The 16975-nt window shown below is 30.6% G+C and carries 13 protein-coding genes and 1 tRNA gene; 5 read left to right on the top strand and 9 right to left on the bottom strand.

Annotated elements, in window-relative coordinates; genetic code table 11:
• Positions 1-710: 710 nt before the first annotated feature.
• The 4 genes from rsgA to LPC16_RS02295 form a co-directional block, all read right to left on the bottom strand.
• Complete coding sequence (gene rsgA, locus LPC16_RS02310) at positions 711-1820, bottom strand: small ribosomal subunit biogenesis GTPase RsgA (protein ID WP_407084189.1); 1110 nt, start codon at positions 1818-1820, stop codon at positions 711-713.
• Positions 1821-1890: 70 nt separating this feature from the next.
• On the bottom strand, positions 1891-2130 hold the full coding sequence (locus LPC16_RS02305) for a sulfurtransferase TusA family protein (RefSeq protein WP_229637586.1): 240 nt from the start codon (positions 2128-2130) through the stop codon (positions 1891-1893).
• The gene (dnaJ, locus tag LPC16_RS02300) at positions 2127-3257 is read right to left on the bottom strand and encodes a molecular chaperone DnaJ (protein ID WP_229637585.1); all 1131 of its coding nucleotides are present in this window, start codon (positions 3255-3257) and stop codon (positions 2127-2129) included. Before dnaJ ends, LPC16_RS02305 begins: the two co-directional genes overlap by 4 nt.
• Positions 3258-3654: 397 nt before the next feature.
• Positions 3655-5679, bottom strand: a complete 2025-nt coding sequence (locus LPC16_RS02295; RefSeq protein WP_229637584.1) for a DNA polymerase III subunit gamma/tau — start codon at positions 5677-5679, stop codon at positions 3655-3657.
• A gap of 176 nt (positions 5680-5855) precedes the next feature.
• Here LPC16_RS02295 and LPC16_RS02290 point away from each other — a divergent pair, with 176 nt between their 5' ends.
• A complete protein-coding gene (locus LPC16_RS02290) occupies positions 5856-6497 on the top strand; it encodes a DUF3386 domain-containing protein (RefSeq protein ID WP_229637583.1) in 642 nt (213 codons plus the stop codon).
• Positions 6498-6658: 161 nt separating this feature from the next.
• On the top strand, positions 6659-7456 hold the full coding sequence (locus tag LPC16_RS02285; protein WP_229637582.1) for a DUF1995 family protein: 798 nt from the start codon (positions 6659-6661) through the stop codon (positions 7454-7456).
• Between the two features lie 130 nt (positions 7457-7586).
• On the opposite strand, the gene ribH is transcribed toward LPC16_RS02285, so the two are convergent.
• From ribH to LPC16_RS02260, 5 genes are all read right to left on the bottom strand, one after another.
• Positions 7587-8090 carry a 6,7-dimethyl-8-ribityllumazine synthase gene (ribH, locus tag LPC16_RS02280; protein WP_229637581.1) on the bottom strand — a complete coding sequence of 168 codons (504 nt, stop codon included), beginning with the start codon at positions 8088-8090 and terminating at the stop codon, positions 7587-7589.
• A 162-nt stretch (positions 8091-8252) separates the two neighbouring features.
• Positions 8253-9191 carry a Sll0314/Alr1548 family TPR repeat-containing protein gene (locus LPC16_RS02275; protein WP_229637580.1) on the bottom strand — a complete coding sequence of 313 codons (939 nt, stop codon included), beginning with the start codon at positions 9189-9191 and terminating at the stop codon, positions 8253-8255.
• Between the two features lie 73 nt (positions 9192-9264).
• Positions 9265-10374, bottom strand: a complete 1110-nt coding sequence (locus LPC16_RS02270; protein ID WP_229637579.1) for a metallophosphoesterase family protein — start codon at positions 10372-10374, stop codon at positions 9265-9267.
• Between the two features lie 63 nt (positions 10375-10437).
• The gene (gene ribBA, locus LPC16_RS02265; RefSeq protein WP_040054691.1) at positions 10438-12108 is read right to left on the bottom strand and encodes a bifunctional 3,4-dihydroxy-2-butanone-4-phosphate synthase/GTP cyclohydrolase II; all 1671 of its coding nucleotides are present in this window, start codon (positions 12106-12108) and stop codon (positions 10438-10440) included.
• Positions 12109-12330: 222 nt separating this feature from the next.
• Positions 12331-12403 (bottom strand) — tRNA-Ala (locus LPC16_RS02260).
• A gap of 254 nt (positions 12404-12657) precedes the next feature.
• Here LPC16_RS02260 and trhO point away from each other — a divergent pair.
• From trhO to LPC16_RS02245, 3 genes are all read left to right on the top strand, one after another.
• Positions 12658-13497, top strand: coding sequence for an oxygen-dependent tRNA uridine(34) hydroxylase TrhO (gene trhO / locus LPC16_RS02255; protein ID WP_229637578.1), 840 nt, complete (start codon positions 12658-12660; stop codon positions 13495-13497).
• Positions 13494-14624, top strand: coding sequence for a cobalt-precorrin-5B (C(1))-methyltransferase CbiD (cbiD, locus tag LPC16_RS02250; protein WP_229637577.1), 1131 nt, complete (start codon positions 13494-13496; stop codon positions 14622-14624). Before trhO ends, cbiD begins: the two co-directional genes overlap by 4 nt.
• Positions 14625-15054: 430 nt before the next feature.
• Positions 15055-16953, top strand: a complete 1899-nt coding sequence (locus tag LPC16_RS02245; protein WP_229637576.1) for an NAD(P)H-quinone oxidoreductase subunit F — start codon at positions 15055-15057, stop codon at positions 16951-16953.
• Positions 16954-16975: the final 22 nt, after the last annotated feature.

Genomic DNA, 16975 nt, shown 5'->3' with positions numbered 1-16975 from the left:
ACACTATGCATTATAAGTTATATTGTTTTTGTATATATTTTATATTTTTTAAAAAATTCTCAAAATTTTTAACTAACTATATTTATTAAAATAAATTCTATTTTAAATAGTCATTTACCTATATAAGTTTTATGTTGAGAATACTTAAAGAAATTTGTTAAAAGTTTCTATCAAAATTAGTAATTTTACTTTCTAATATTAATTCTAATTAAACTTACAGAGAAATTTTTTGATATGAGATTATATAAATTGATTATTCTTTTGACTAAAATAATGTCTATAATTTTAGTTAGTAGTGCTATTACAGCTGAATTGTATAGTATGTATGTTTTAATTAATAATTATGAACTTCCTCATTATTTAAAATTGTTATTTTGGATAGGCCGATTTGCACTTATAATTCATTTAATTGAATCTTTAATAATGGTTTACTATATGCAGTTAAGAAATGAAAATTATATCAGGTATGGAATTTATGCTTTTTTAGTAGGAACAGTGAGCTTATTAGAATTGAAAAATAATAGAAATAGAATCTGAATATGTATCTACTTTTATTTTAAAGTTAATCAGCAAATTTTTAACAAAAAAAATAAAATCATGATTGCAGAAAATTGGTTTCGAACTAGTAACTTCCCTTCTTAAATAAATGTTTTTCGAAGAAAAATTAGTAACCTATTCAACACAACTATTAGAGCGTTAATATTTTGTTATCATTCTAAGTCTTCTAAGTTTTCGTTTTCATATAATTCTTGTAAGTTTTGTTTTCTGTCTTTTCTAGAATGACGTCGATATTTCTTAATTTCTAATTTTGGCTCATAACATTCTTTTCCAAAAGCTTTAATCTTGAGTTTTAATGTTGATTCCTGAACCTTTATTTTTTGGTCTACTTCTTTTTGCAAAAGTATTTCTGCTAATATAGTTAAATAGTGTCTATATCTCTCCCAATTTTTACTGACAATACAGTTTGGTTCACTTTTATGCAGACAATTATTAAATTGACATTTACCTTGTTTTAGTTGAGCTTTTGCCTCAGGAAAATAATTAATTAATTTATAAGGATCACATTGTAAATCAGCTTGATTAAAACCAGGAGTATCAGCTATTAATCCTCCTCCAGGTAACCTGAAAAGTTCAACATGACGAGTAGTATGACGTCCTTTACGTAATTTACCTGAAACCTCATTAACTCTTTGTTCGATATTAGGAACTAATTTATTAATTAAGCTAGATTTGCCAGCCCCAGATGGACCAGCTAAAATTGTAAATTTATTTTGTAGACAATCGGAGAGTTGTTGAAATCCTTGAATAGTAAAAGTACTTATTAAAAGTGGACTATATCCCCACTCATCTAGTCTCATTTTCCATCTTGTCTGCTCTTCAGTTTCAAGTAAGTCGACTTTATTAAAACACAAGACCAATGGAATTAATGTTGATTCTGCTTTGACAAGAAAGCGGCTCAATTGCCAAGGTTCTAACTCAGGTTCTTTAAAAGGGAAAAGTAAAAGTATTTGATCTGCGTTAGCTACTTGAGGACGAGATAATTCTGTTTTGCGAGGTAAGATAGAAACAATTGATCCTCGAGAATCTTCATGATTAGATTTTACTATTGTTACACGATCTCCTACCATGACGTTTTGTCCAATCTTTTTAAGACGACTACGCCGAGTACAAAGTAAGTATGGAATAGAGTAAGAATTCTCATCTCCATAATTTTTATCTAGATGAACTCGATAAAAATTAGCCTGGATCGCTACCACTGTTCCAAAATTATTTGGAACAGTGGTAGGCAAACAATCATGTGTTGAGTTTATATCATACACAATAAACAAAATTCATAATAAAATACAATGAAAGTAATTACTTATATTAGTAGATTCCCATCTTTTTCTATTAAGAACAACGAATTTTAATAGAAAAAAATTCGTGATGATCGCTTATGGATTCTATTTGGTAACCTTCCATTGTTAAACTTTCAGGAACTTGTTCCATCGGCTCACCAGGATCTAACCAAACTTCTAAAATAGATCCAGAAAGAATATTCTCTAACTTTAATTTAATGCGAATAAAGTTTAGAGGACAAGAGACTCCGCGCAAATCTAAAAGAAGTGCATCTGAGCTTAAAGAGTTCATTTGTTAAACAAACTCCCTAAAAATCCTTCTATTCCACCTTTGCCATGAGTCTGACCTTTAATTACAGCCAGCTTTTCTAAAAGCTCTCTTTCTTCAGAATTAATTCTAGTAGGAATATCTACATTAACTGTAATCAAGTGATCACCACGAATGGCATCATTTCCTAATTTAGGAACACCCAAACTATCTAGAGTTAAGACTGTTTTAGGCTGTGTACCAGGGGGAATGGGCAAGTCTTTTTTCCCATCTACTGTATCAATTGAGACAGTGCATCCGAGAATGGCTTGCAGATAACTAACCTTAATCTCTGAAAGGATATTCATCTTTTCTCGAGTAAAAACTTTGTCAGGTTCAACGTATAAGTATACGTAAAGATCTCCTGCTACCCCTCCTCTTAATCCAGCATCTCCTTTACGCGATACTCTGAGACGGGTTCCATCTCCTACTCCAGCTGGGATCGTGATTTTTACTTTTTCAGTCACTTGTCTACGTCCAGCACCACCACAGACCTCACATTTTTCTTCAATAATTTCTCCTTCACCGTTACAGGTTGGACAGGTGGAGACTTGAGCAAAACTTCCAAATGGAGTACGGGTTGAGCGACGTACTTGCCCTTGACCATCACAAGTTGGACAGGTTTTTCTTTTTGTTCCTGGTTTGGCACCACTACCTTGACATATCGTACATGTTTCAAGGTGGGGAATACGAATTTCTTTTTCTCCTCCAAATATTGCTTCACGAAAGTTTAATTTGAGATCAAGACGTAAATCGTCTCCTTTCGCTGGCTCATTACGACGACGTGTCCCTGTTGTACTAGTTCCACCTCCAAATCCGCTGAAAATAGTTTCAAAGATATCGGCAAAGCCACCCATATCTCCCATATCACCTTGATTAAAACCACTTGCACCATTAACTCCAGCTTCCCCAAACTGATCATAACGGTTTCGTGTATCAGGTTCAGATAATACCTCGTATGCGCGGTTAATCTCTTTGAATCGTTCTTCAGCTCCTGCCTCTTTATTGACATCAGGATGATATTTTCGAGCAAGACGTCGATAAGCTTGTTTTAAATCTTCTTTATTGGCGTTACGGTCAACTCCAAGAATTTTGTAGTAGTCACCTGGCATAAAACATTAATTTCGGTTGATTTATGTAATAGTCTGTTAATTTGCTCGATAATTACTCTAGCAAATTATTTTTAAGAAAATACTATTATAATTGATTTTTTCAATTATGTTTCTTTAATTTCATAATCAGAAACTTATAGTGTTGTTTTAATATCCTTGTGACTTAAACCAAAAGTAAATATTTTGAATTAAAATCTAAACTAAATAATGATTTTCGTTAACGTTAAGTCATCATTTGATGTTGAAGCAAAATTAATTTTAAATAATAAAACAACAATACAATTACTATGCCTGTTGTTATTAAAATCTCTATTATTATTTTGTAACTAATTAAAAATGTATTTAATTTCTTCAGAAATAAATTTAAGAATTGTTAATATATAAGTAATAATTTTATTTAAAAATCTAGATCTTCTTCTGTTGTTATTACTGGTCTTCCCTTAATCTTTTTTTCTAAAATTTTTTGTGACAATTTTTTATTGTCTACTTTATTATTATTGGCCTCATTTAAGATAAATTGTTTCTGTTGGTCATTATCATATCTTTTTTCTTCTTTAATTTGACAGTCTTGATATACCTTTGTGGCTATTTTTTCTTTTTCGTTATCTGGGATATATGAACCCCTACTAGTATCATTGTTATTTACGCTTTTATTATCATATATAATCTCTCCTTTGAAGAATGTGGCTATTCGTTTCGCTATTTGTGCAATCTCGTTATCAGATTGTTCTATTAAATGAGGAACTTTAAATGGCTTATCTAATACTTCGAAAGAAACATTTATTTCTGGGCTATGAGGAAATTCTTGATTTTTATTTAAAACTATTTCTGAGTTATTTATTTTTTGATTTGGAATTATATTTTTCTCTAGATTATTTAGATTATCGTTAGGAATATTTGAATTTAATTCACATGGTAGATTTTGGCTAGATTTTGGCTTTGCTTCTACTCTGAAGGTCACATTAATTTGATGACCCATAACCTCTTGGAAAGCTAATTCAATTTGAGAAAGCTTACCTTTTGCTAACTCAAGTAATGGGGAAGTAGACATACCAACAGTTGCAGTTCTTCCCTCACAGTTAAGAAGACACCCGTGCTCTTTAATTAATCCTGCTAAAAATGGTGGAAGTTTTTTTACTATTGAACTCCATATTTCTTCTAAATTAATATCATTAATTGAAGTGCTTGGATTATCATTGATACTTTCAAACACATTTTCTATATTAGAGGTAGCTTCACTTTCTATATTAGAGTTATTAACTTTTGATTTCTCACTATTATCATCTCCAGTAGCTGTACTACAAAGCTTACTGTCTATTGAAAATTCTTTTGGTTCTTGTAATAAATCCAATAGGATAATTTCTATCCATAGATAAGGTTGAGTCGTATTCTTTAACTGGACTTCGCTATCTCTCAATTTTTGTTGATTTTTTAGAATTCTATTAGTTTCCCAATATTCTGCTTCTATACATAGTTCTTCCCAATTTTTTGTACTTATGACTGTTAAGTCAGGACATTCAGACGATACTTTAGCAATAAGCAAATTTAAATAAAATTTTGCAATGTTTTGTAATATTGTTAATGGCTCTTTGCCTTTATTTACTAATTTTCTACATAATTCAATGATAAGTTTTGAATTATTGGAACGAATTGCTTGTAATAGTGATAATAAATCTTTTTCAGAAATTAAGCCTACTAAATCGCTTACTTTTTCAGCATTAATTTTTTCTGGAAATAGACTTAATTGATCTAATAAACTTTCGGCGTCTCTCAATCCACCATTAGATATTTGTGCGATAAGCATTAGTGCATCTAATTCAATATTAATATTTTCTTTATTCGCAATCTTATCTAAATGCTGAACTATTGATTGATTTGAAATACGGCGATAATCAAAACGTTGGCAACGAGAAATGACTGTAGGTAAAACCCTTTGAGGATCAGTAGTTGCCAATATAAAAATTACTCTTTGTGGAGGTTCTTCTAATATCTTTAGCAGAGCATTAAATGCGGCTATGCTAAGCATATGACACTCGTCAATAATATATACTTTATACCGAAGTTGTATAGGAGCAAATTTTGCTTGCTCAATAATTTCACGGATATTATCAATTCCTGTATTACTTGCTGCATCAATTTCTATAACATCCAATGAAGAGCCTTTAACTATAGTTCTACATGCTTCACAACTTCCACAAGGAGATACACTAGGAACATCTGATTTTAAACAATTAATAGATTTTGCCAAAATCCTGGCACTAGATGTCTTGCCTGTTCCTCGAGGACCTGTAAATAGGTAAGCATGAGATATCCGCTGAGTTTTAACAGCATTACTTAGAGTTATGACAATTGGCTCTTGTCCTACTAGGTCACTAAAAGTTTGAGGGCGATACTTTTGATAAAGGGGTTCATAAAACAGCATAATTTTAGTAATTTAATCACGTTCCGATAGAAATTTAATAATTTTACATATGCAAACACTATTAACAATTAAATAAAAATTTCAAATTTAGTTTTTCTATTTTTTAGACTTCATCCTGCTAAAGTAGAGGGTGCTAAACTCTTCCAATTTTTAATATAAAGGTAACAACAAACTTCATGAGTGAAAAAACTATTGATGCTAGAGATTTATTTCGTGCCGCATATGAAAATCGTTATACTTGGGATATTAACTTTCCAGGATACACTGCAAATATAACTTTTCAAGAAAATGATCAAGTATTTTCTGGTCAAATTAAGATTAACAAAGATCTTTCCTCAGAAGTATTTAATATTCAAGATAAAGAAGCTTTAGCTCAAATTAAATCTCAGTTATGGGAAATTACTATTCATCGAGTACGTCGCTCGTTTGAAGATACCCATAGTCAAAATTTTTTTCGCTATGGTAGTGTAGATAAAAAAGGCTTTGTAGAAATTCTCATGGGTGGTAAATCAGAAGGAGATAGTTATAAAGTGTACAATAATGAGATCTGTCATGTTCACCGTCATATTCATGGTATCGTCGTTACGATTAATACCTTTAGTAGTCATGATACTGGAGAAGGGTATTTATCACATTGCTATGATTCTATTTATCATGACCCTAAAACGGGACAAGTAAAAACAGAGAAAAGAGATTTTGAGGATAGTTATCATAAAGTTGGAAATTACTATATCTTAAGTAATCGTATTATTAAGGGTCAAGAAAAAGAAAATTCTTTGATTAAGAATTTTTCTTTTTCTTGTATTGAACTTTTATGACTAATTGTTTTCTATATTTTTAATCTTCACTATTATTAAAAATCACTATGAAATTATGAATCATTATGTTTCTTTGTAAATGTTTACGAAGAAACATAATGGTTTAAAGAATATTCAATGTTTTTATAAAAAATTAAACTAAAACAATTACCATATTTTTATTGTTTATTGGCCATTCTTCTTGTAGAATGCCGACAGTTAAGATAGTAGTAGCTGGTAGCAATATGATTGAAATTCCTGTGAGTTTAGAACAAGCTGTATCTCAGGCAAAAGAAGCCACAAAAATTGCTCTAGAAGCAGGTGTTAAACGTATATGTATAGAAATAATTATTCCAGAAATTGCTCTTCAATCACAAGATTTAACTTTAGAGTTTATATCCATATTTGAAAATAAAGAATCAGGACTAAAAGTATTTTTCCCTGATACAGGATCTGCCGCATTGGCTCGTCGTGACTGGGGAAAGACTATTTTTGAGATAAGTGATCTAGGAAATCGAGGAATTACTATAGAAAATAAATTATTAGAAACAGATCAAATTCTACTATTAGTAGCTCCTTCTTTTACTGAGATAGGAGCTATAGAGAAACTATGTAGCTTGGCCAATAACCGTCCTATTATTTTCTTGATTCCTCAGTTTGAAGATATGTCTATTGTAGGTATTGGATATGTTGCACGTGAAATACAAAAACGATTTCTTAATACTTTAGAATCTGTCTATTATTTCCATCCATTAGATGAATTTTTAATAGTACACTCATACTGTTCCCCTTGGTATACTTACTCTAGAAAGGAAGAAAGTTACCAACTAATAAATAAAAAGAATCATAAGCCCAGCCAAGAAGATTTGGAATCGTTAATTGTCAACGAAGTTACAGCTAGCAATCATAATGTTAGTCAACTTTCAAGGACAGGTTTTTTGACTGAGATACAACGCTTTATGAACTTTTTGAGTAAATGATTTAATAATAAAATGAACTATTAATAATCAAACTTATTATTAAATAAATTCGATACTGAAACATATTGTTTTCTAATATAGATTATTACTTGTTTTAGAAAAATAATATGTTGATATTTACTGCAAATTTTTAAAAATTACTGGTAGGGTTAGAAGATTTTATTTTCTTCATTAAACTTACCATTTCCAAAGAATTTAAAGCGTAATTCCATCCTTGATTACTCTTGATACCTGCTCTTTCTAGAGCTTGCTGCATAGTATCAGTAGTTAAAATACCAAAAGTTATAGGTATACCAGTCTGAAATCCTACTGCAGCTACTCCTTTAGCTGTTTCTGCTGATACATAATCAAAATGTGGCGTTTGACCACGAATAATCGCTCCTAAGCAAATAATAGCATTATACTTATTTGATAAAGCTAATTGATGTGCAACTAATGGAACCTCAAAACTACCAGGAACCCAAGCATAATCAACTTGATTACCTTGGGGATCTATATCAATTCCATGACGCTTCAGGCAATCTTGGCATCCTGATAAAAGTTTATTGGTTACTAAGTCATTGAAACGACCTATAACGATGGCAAAACGGATATTAGATAAATCTTCTGCAAAAGTACCTTCGAAAATAGTCATAATATTACAATTTTTGTCTTTAAAAAATAACTTTCACTATTAGCATAACTAAAGATAAGAATTTTTGTTGAGAATCAACAAGCTATAAAAGTCTTAAATATTCACTGATATCTTTGGATATAGTTAAATAAGTATTTTATGTACCTTAGGGTAATAAAATACTTATTTAACTTTGAAAGTTGTAGAAACTTCTAAGTTAAAATTCTTTATTTCATTTTGTACAGTTTGATGATCATATCGCAAAGGAATTTGAATACCTTTTGGCAACTCGCTAAATTTAGTCATGGCTTTATCAAAATGCTTATACGCTTCATTAAGCAAATTAAAACTTATTCTGTCATTTATTTGAGCTTTACCCTGTTTACGAAGTAATTGTCCTTTAAAGTACTGTAGTTCAGGGTTATTAGGACTATTATGAAGAGCAATGTTAATATAATCCATAGCCATAGTATATTTTTTTAAATCTCGGTAAGCAGCGAATAAAGCACGATTAACCAGATATTTTGGAGCTGCATACTTCTCAAAATTTGTAATAGTATCTTCTGGTGTGGAGAATGGTAAATTAACTGCTAATAATAGATCAAGATACCCTTTTAACAAGTTAAATTCTGGATCTTCTGGATCAATGTCTGCAACTTTATCAAGATACTTAAGAACTAACTGCAACTTATCAGCTGCTCCTATAGGACCATGCATTGCAGATACATATGCTCCTTCAAGGAAATGACCTACCGCTTGATATAAATTACTTCGTAACAAATCACTAGATTCTAGTTTTTTAGCCACAGCTAAAGTCTTACTTGCAGACTTTATCATAGTTTCCCAATCCTGATCTGCAAAAGCTAATGATGCTGACAATGCATGAGATAAGGGTTCGTTACTTTCAGCTTCTATGGCTTTTTTTAAATAATATTTGCCTTCTAGGTAATTACCTTCTTTAAATATTTCAGTAAGAGCTGTGACGGTATTCTTTCCAATAGGTCTTGGGTTAACTTTACGAAAAGGATCACTAGCTCGGGCACAATCTTCAGAAAAACTTAGCACTAGTATAGATATTATAGTTAAGGAAATTTTTTTAGTTATTAATAACTGGTCCGTCATAATCTTCCTCAAAAATGTTAATAAAATAAGTTATATTTGTTTCAATCATAATATTCTCTTGATCTATATATTGTTAAATATTTTTTAGGGAAGATATATCTTTTCTATGGATATTACCAATTGATTTTGGTAATGTTTTAATATCTAAAATTTGCAAATTACTCATACTATAAGTAGTATATTTTGTTTGTTTCAATGGTAGAGAAATATCAATTATTGTCAATGTTTTTATAGGAGGTGATTTACTATTTAATAATCTACGAGGACCTCCTCCTAATGCTCCACTATATAGCAACTCTAAGTTACCTTTTTTACCGGGATAGTAGGAATGCTGATGACCGCTAATATAAGTATGAACATCATGCTTCTCTAATAAAATTTGTAATTTTTCCCCATTTTTAATGAAGTTACCATTATTATTTCTTCCTACTGCAATAGGATATAAGGGAAGATGACCAATAACAAAACGAAGACTTGCTTGCTTAGAGTCAAAGCTTTCTAAACTATTTGTGATCCAAATTAATTGTTCCTTAGAGATAATATGGGTAGAGGCATCTAAAACTAAATAAAATATACTATTTTGTTTAAAAGTATAGTAGAAAGGAAATTTACCTTTATCAATAAAATCTAATTCAGGAATATGTTGATAATTATTCCAAAATTGAGAAGCTAAAATTCTTTCTTTATAAAAAGTTAATTGATTTTTATATATTGCTCCTGAGGCATCATGATTGCCAAGAGAGAATCCAAAAGGTATCTTTAGTTGTTTTAGATGTGAAGTGATATGAATATCAAAAGCTATCCACATTGCTTGTATTTGCTTTTTAGTTAAAGAATATTTTTGACCAGCAATCATATCTCCTGCACATAAAACTAGGTCAGGTTTCGATTGCTTAATTAAAGATATACTCTTAATCACTTCTGGACTATAAGTAGTCGCTCCATAGTTATCGTTAAGGTCGCTAATAACAATTACCCTTACTTTTTTTTTTATAGAATTTGACAGATTAGTAGAGGAAGTAGTACTAGATGGTATAGCTAATACTTTGTTTGAAAAATTTAAGTTTTGCTTGGGGACACCGACATTTTTACTAAAATTTAGAGAACTTCGTATTAGAGAAAAAGCTTTGCTTCCAAATATACTGCCTATAATTATTAAAAAACTACGACGACTATAAAACATTTTTTTATACTATCTATAGTGATCTTACATGTATATAGTATTTACCATTTATCGATATAAATTTTATAAAGTAAAACTGTAAATAGTTTGCTTCTCCCAAGGAAACGTACTTTGAGAAAGTTTTCTATTTAAAGAGAATACGCGACGCTTAATACCCACTTGTAAACCTGACATTGGATCATCTTCGGAAGAAATCAAAAATTCTAGTCGTTTGATACTTGTCCAGCCCGATAAATTGTCAAGGATTTCTATAATAGCTTTTACATTTCTATTATTAACATCACAATACCAACTTTTGTCGATTGTCTGAACCTGTTTAAATCCTAGGTGAAATATTGTTGAAGGTTGTTCAAATAAAGCACTTGCTAATGGTCTAACTTCTTCTTGCAGGAAAAGTTCTAGAGAACGAGTTACATTTCTTATTTGTTCTAAGTATCGATAGTTTTCTGTAACTGAACTGATGTCTGTTTTCCAGTCAATCGCAACAGTTACCAAATAAGTTTGTAAAAGTAAATGTCCCAATTTTTCTGCTTTTGTTGTCAAATAATTAGAATTGTAATCGTTAGACTCTATCAACAATGGAAGACGTTCAATTATTTCTAATCCATATCCTTTTAGTCCTGCAATTTTTCTTGGATTGTTAGTAATAAGACGAATCTTTTCTACTCCCAGATCATTCAGCATCTGAGCTCCCATTCCATAATCTCTTAAATCTGCAGGGAATCCTAATCTTTCATTTGCCTCCACAGTATCAAGGCCTATATCTTGTAGTGAATAAGCTTTTAACTTATTAATTAATCCAATACCTCTACCTTCTTGCCTGAGGTAAACAACAACCCCTACTTTTGCTTCTTCTATTTTTTTTAATGCAGTTTGTAATTGCATTCTACAATCACAACGTAATGATCCTAAAGCATCACCTGTTAAACACTCTGAATGCATTCTTACCATTACTGGATGTTCTTTGAACTTATTGGGATCCCCTTTGACGATTGCAACATGTTCTGTATTATCTAATACATTTCTATAGGCATATAGTTGAAACCTTCCAAATTTACTTGGAAATTGGCAAACCGTTTCTCTATAAACAAAGCGATCATGTTGAAGACGATAACTAATTAGATCTGCGATACTAATAAGCTTTAAATCATGTTTTTTAGCATAGTCAATAAGTTCTGGAAGACGAGCCATTGAACCATCTAGGTTTTGTATCTCACAAATTACACCAGCAGGATATAAACCTGCTAACCTAGATAAATCTACGGCTGCTTCGGTATGACCAGCACGTTTAAGCACTCCTCCAACTTTTGCACGAATCGGAAATATATGACCGGGACGGGTTAAGTCTTCAGGTTGTGTACTAGGATCAATAGCAACTTGGATAGTCTTTGCTCTATCTTCTGCAGATATACCAGTAGTGACACCAAAATTAGGTGATGCATCAATACTTACAGTAAAAGCAGTTTGGTTGCTATCAGTATTTTTAGTAACCATTAGAGGAAGATCTAGATCATCCAATTGCTTTCCATTCATAGCTAGACAGACTAATCCCCTTGCTTCTGTCGCCATAAAATTTATAATGCTAGGAGTGGCAAACTGAGCAGCACAGATAAGATCACCTTCATTTTCTCGGTTTTCATCATCTACAACGATGACGGTGCGACCAACTTTAATATCAGCTAAAGCAGCTTCTATAGAATCAAATTCAAAAACTAAGTTTAGTGAGGCATTCACAAGTATTATTTAAAATAGTAAAATTCATCTCATTTTAGATTGTAACGGACTTAGATGTATAGGTTTAAGGAATAGAGTTTATCATATAAAATTACTAAAAAATTTTATAAAGTTATGCTATTGAATAAGTAGCCACTAATTGTGAATAAAATTTTAATGATTTCAATCGATATAATTAGTTGAGGTTCTCATTTTAAATACAAACAACAATTAGGACGCTTATGGAGATTAGCGGATTTGAACCGCTGACATCCTGCTTGCAAAGCAGGCGCTCTACCAACTGAGCTAAACCCCCAAGATTACTTAAGAATCAAACCAAATTATGGCTTTTTTCTTAACCTTTACTAGTATACATAACAATAGTATAAATATGCAAGTTTTTTAATTTTTTTTAATTTTAACATCTCATGTAATTAGTTTATTTTAGGTATATAGTTAGCCTCACTTCAAATTAAAGCGAATACTTATACCTCTTGAAAACTCATATATTAAATTTTTAAAAGTTTTTTTGTTATTATTCTGTCATAGTGATTTATAAAATTATTTTTTATGTCTTATATTGTTGCCACTTTCTATAAATTTATTTTTTTTTCTGAATATGCTGAAAAAAAGTCATCACTATTCAAGTATTGTCAAGATCACAGTATTAAAGGAACTATACTACTCTCCCAGGAAGGAATAAATGGTACCATTGCAGGAACTTCTGAAAATGTTCATAAAATTGTTGATTACTTAAAAAAGGATGTCCGTTTTATAGACTTAGAAGTTAAATACTCTATGTCTTCCTATCTTCCTTTTAAACGTATTAAAGTTCGATTAAAGCGGGAGATAGTAACTCTAGGAATTTCTGAAATTTATCCTGAGCAACAAGTAGGAACCTATGTTGATCCTGAAGAGTGGAATAATATACTTGAAAATGAAGAAATTCCTGTAATTGATACAAGAAATATTTACGAGATAGCAATTGGGACATTCAAGGGTGCAATCAACCCTCAAACTCATTTCTTTAGAGAATTTCCCAGTTATATTAAAAACAATTTAAATCCCGAGAAACACAAAAAAGTTGCTATGTTTTGTACTGGAGGAATAAGATGTGAGAAAGCTTCATCATATCTATTGAAAAAAGGATTTAAAGAAGTTTTTCACCTTAAAGGGGGAATTTTAAACTATTTAAAAAATATTTCTGAATCTCAAAGTTTATGGGAAGGAGAGTGTTTTGTGTTTGATGAAAGAGTTGCTGTTAAGCATAAGCTAGAGAAAGGAAACTATAAAATGTGTACAGGATGTGGTTATCCTATTGCTGATGCATATAGTTTATCTAATTATTCTACAAAAAGTATTTCTTGCCCTCACTGTTCTTTTAATCTAAGTACTAAGGAAATATTATGAATAATACAACAGCTTCCTATGGTTATACCTTACCTGTATTCGCTTGTGCATCAGCAATCGCAGCTTTATTTCGTTTACAAAAAAGAAAAATTAATGAAAAGGTTTACCTTGATTTGGTTGAGCCATCAGAAATAGTAACTATTTCTATTAATCAAATAGCTAAGATTCAACAAAATCAATCTTTAGCAATTACTATTAGTAATCCAGGGGATAATCTTGATTTAACTAGGAATACTCCAATCTGGGTAATAGTAGAGTTAAAGAAATATAAAGATAATCAAGAACAAGTTACTATACAGGGAGGAGAAGGTGTTGGTAAACAAGTTCATAATAATTTTAAAGATGCTATTTATTCCTATGCTGAGAAACTATTAAGATACAATCTACAATTTTATTTAACTTCAACAGAAAAAATTATAGTTACAATTATTTTGCCAGAAGGAAAGAAACTTTCAAGACAGACTTCAAATGAAGCATTTGGGATAATCAAAGGATTATCACTACTAGGAACTTCTGGTATATCTAGACCTTTAAGCACAGCTAGCCAATTGCAAAATTGTCAAGAAGAATTACAAAAAAAGTCTCGAAAGACTGATACTTTAGTATTTTGCTTAGGAGAAAATGGCTTATCTTTAGCTAAAAGTATGGGTATTAATTCTCATAATTTAATTAAGACAGCTAACTGGATAGGACCATTGTTAATAATGGCTGGAATCGAAAAAGTTACTTCTATTATATTGTTTGGATACCATGGAAAGTTAATTAAGCTTGCAGGAGGTATCTTTAACACTCACCATCATCTAGCAGATGGAAGATTAGAAGTATTAATAACTCATGGAGTTAAAGTCGGATTACCATCAAAAAACTTACAAACTTTATTTAAGTGTCAAACAGCAGAGGATGCTCTAGCTTTTTTAAGAAGTTTAGACGAGGAAACAAAAAGTCAATGGAGTGCTAAAATTTATCAATCAATTGCTGAAACAATTGATAAAAAGGCACAATCTTATATTCACAAGTATGTTAGTTTTAACGTTGCCGTAGGATCTATTCTATTTAAACGTAATCGATCTATTGTTGTATTTAGTAAAACAGGAAAATCATTATTTAACAAATTAATTAAAATCTGATTCCTGATATAAAAATTAAAATTAAATCAAATTTTTATATGACTAATTATTTTAGGATGTTTATAAAAACTTGGCAGAAAACTATAAAATTTAATTAATATCAATATATTAATTCTAAATATCATAAATAATCTTGTGATATCATTCAGTAATTTTACTATATAAAAAAACTATATTTTGATTATAGAGAAAGTATATAATCTATAAATTGTAAGTAGTTTATGTGGTAACAACCAATACTAATTTTTTTGACTTGATAATTTTAAGAACTAGTTTGATATAAGCTAAATATTAATTATATAGTTAAGATTAAAAGCTTTTTATAAGATAGTTTCAGACATAAATTACCTTATAAAAATAGCAAAAGATAGTATATGGTTTTAATAATATTTTCTGGACTAATTTTATTAAAGTAAATTAATCACTATAAATGAGTATTTTTTTTCTGTATAGTAGCTGGCTAATTCCTTTTTATGGTTTGATAGGTACACTATTTTCCCTACCTTGGTCAATCAATATTACTCTCAGAATTGGTCCTCTTTTTGGAGCTTATTTAAATTTATTAATGAGTTGCCTAGCATTTATCCATAGTTCCTTTGCTTTTATCCTAATTTGGGGAAAACCAGTTAAACATTTAGCCTTTGATTGGCTAAATATAGCTAATTTACATCTATCTTTATCTGTTGAATTGTCTCCAATTAGCTTGGGAGCTTTAGAGCTTATTACTTGTATTAGCTTTTTATCTCAAGTTTATGCTTTAGGTTATATGGAAAAAGATTGGTCGCTAGCGCGTTTTTTGGGAATGATGGGAATTTTTGAAGCATCTTTAGGAGGTATCGCCCTTAGTGATTCTTTATTATTAAGTTATGGACTTTTAGAAATTTTAACTTTATCTACATATCTTTTAGTAGGTTTTTGGTATGCTCAACCATTAGTACAAACAGCAGCAAGAGATGCATTTTTAACTAAAAGAGTAGGAGATATAATTTTCTTTATGGGATTGGTAGCTTTATCAAGCTACGGAGAAGGGTTAACTTTTTCTGAATTAGAAACTTGGGCTTTAAATACTTCAGTGTCCACGTTAAATATAACTTTATTGGGATTATCGCTTATTGCAGGATTAACAGGTAAATGTGCTCAGTTTCCTCTAAATTTATGGTTGGATAAAGCTATGGAAGGACCTAATCCTGCGAGCATTATGAGAAACTCTATAGTTGTATCTGCTGGAGCTTATGTCCTTATCAAGCTCCAACCACTTTTTGCTTTATCCTCAACATCCTCTAATGTATTAGTTATTTTAGGAGTTGTTACTGGTATTGGTACTTCCTTAATAGCTATGGCTCAAATAGATATTAAAAGAGCTTTATGTCACTCTACAAGTACCTATTTAGGTTTAGTATTTATTGCTGCTGGTTTAGGTCATGTTGATATTGCTTTCTTATTAATTTACGCACATTCAATTCCAAAAGCACTTTTATTTATGAGTGCTGGGTCTGTTATCTTCACTACAAATAGCCAGAATATTACAGAAATGGGAGGTCTCTGGTCAAGAATGCCAGTTACAACTGTTGCTTTTCTTGTCGGTTTAACTGGTTTGATCGCGTCGTTCCCTATGGGAATGTTTTGGACATGGAGAAGTTGGCTTGATGGTTATTGGGGTATTTCTCCTTACTTACTAGTTACTTTATTAATAATTAATACTTTATGTGCTTTTAATCTGACTAGAGTTTTTTGTACTGTTTTTTTAGGAACTTTTCAAAATAAAACTAAACGAACACCAGAAGTTACTTGGTTTATGTCGTTCCCAATGGTAGTTTTAATAGTTTTTGTTTTAATTGAGCCTATAATACCTATTCGCTGGAAATCAGAACTTTCTCCAGTGTTTACAATATTAACTAATTATCCATCTGTAATTAGTCCAGTATGTCTTCTAATTATTGTATCAGGTTTGTTTGGATGTTTGTTCGGGACTGCATATACAGTATCTAGGAAAAGATCTACCAATTTATGGTTACATTTCTTTCAAAATATATTTGCTCATGATTTTTACTTAGAACAGGTTTATGCTGTGACTGTTGTAAGCTTAGTTAAAAATATTTCGTGGATCACATCCTGGTTTGACAGTTATATTGTTGATGGACTGAATAATTTAATTAGTTATATAGTTTTCTTTAGTAGTAGTATTTTAAAATATTCTAGTTCAGGACAATTACAATTATATGTGTTAACAATATGTTCAGGATTATGGTTTAGTATACTAGTATGGTTTCTGTTTAAGAATCAATTACTATTAATTTCTAACGTTACTTCGATTAACTCATTATGTTAATGAGCTTTTATTCTTAAATAAG

This window comes from cyanobacterium endosymbiont of Braarudosphaera bigelowii (assembly GCF_020885515.1).
Lineage (GTDB): Bacteria > Cyanobacteriota > Cyanobacteriia > Cyanobacteriales > Microcystaceae > Atelocyanobacterium > Atelocyanobacterium thalassa_A.
This window is presented reverse-complemented; position numbering and strand designations above follow the sequence as displayed.